Origin of the sequence: Subtercola boreus, from assembly GCF_003399645.1 — a bacterium.
In the GTDB taxonomy this organism is placed as follows: domain Bacteria; phylum Actinomycetota; class Actinomycetes; order Actinomycetales; family Microbacteriaceae; genus Subtercola; species Subtercola boreus_A.
This window is the reverse complement of record NZ_NBXD01000055.1, coordinates 1-811: the sequence shown is the minus strand read 5'-3', so window position 1 is coordinate 811 and position 811 is coordinate 1. Positions and strand designations below refer to the sequence as shown.

1 protein-coding gene is annotated in these 811 nt (G+C 67.1%); it reads left to right on the top strand.

Annotated elements, in window-relative coordinates:
- Positions 1-773 (top strand): IS3 family transposase (locus B7R24_RS16830; protein WP_147304100.1); only part of this gene is annotated, 773 nt, incomplete at its 5' end.
- Positions 774-811: the final 38 nt, after the last annotated feature.

Sequence of the window (811 nt, the reverse complement as noted above, 5' to 3'; positions counted from 1 at the left end):
CAGGCCCATCATCGCGGCAGCAGCGGGCGGTCGAGTTGACCAGGCAGATCCGTGGATTCCATGCCGCGTCCGACGGGACGTACGGGGCACCACGGATCCACGCCGACCTGCAGGAGGCCGGGGTCACGGTGTCGCGGAAGACGGTCGCGAAACTCATGCAAGCCGAGGGGATCACGGGGATCAGCCCGCGCACCTGGCACCCGCCGACCACGATCCGCGGGGCGGATCCGTTCCCCGTCCCCGACCTTGTCGAGAGGCAGTTCGACCAGGGTGAACGAGACCTGGCGTGGTTCTCGGACATCACCTACCTCCACACCGGTGAGGGATGGGCCTACCTCTGCGTCGTGCGAGACGGTCACACCCGCCGGGTCCTGGGACGCACCGTCGGCGACAGTCTGCACACTGACCTCGTCGAGGACGCGCTCCGGCAAGCCGTCGGTCTCCGCGGGCACCTGCCACGGAAGGTCGTGTTCCATGCGGACAGGGGCACCCAGTACACCAGCGGTCAGCTCGCGAAAGCCGCGACCGAACTCGGGGTGCTGCGGTCGATGGGTCGCACGGGGGTGTGTTGGGACAACGCGGCCGCGGAATCGTTCTGGTCCGTGTTCAAGAACGAGTACTACCACCGGCACGTGTTCGCCACGATCGACGCCGCACGACGTGGCGCCTACACATGGATCGACGGCTGGTACAACGCCCGCCGACGCCACTCCGGCATCGGCTACCTCAGTCCATTAGAGTACGAACGCCGCCAGCTCACACTGGCAGCCTGACCAACCAACCACCTGTCCGGGAAACGGGGTCAGCCTCA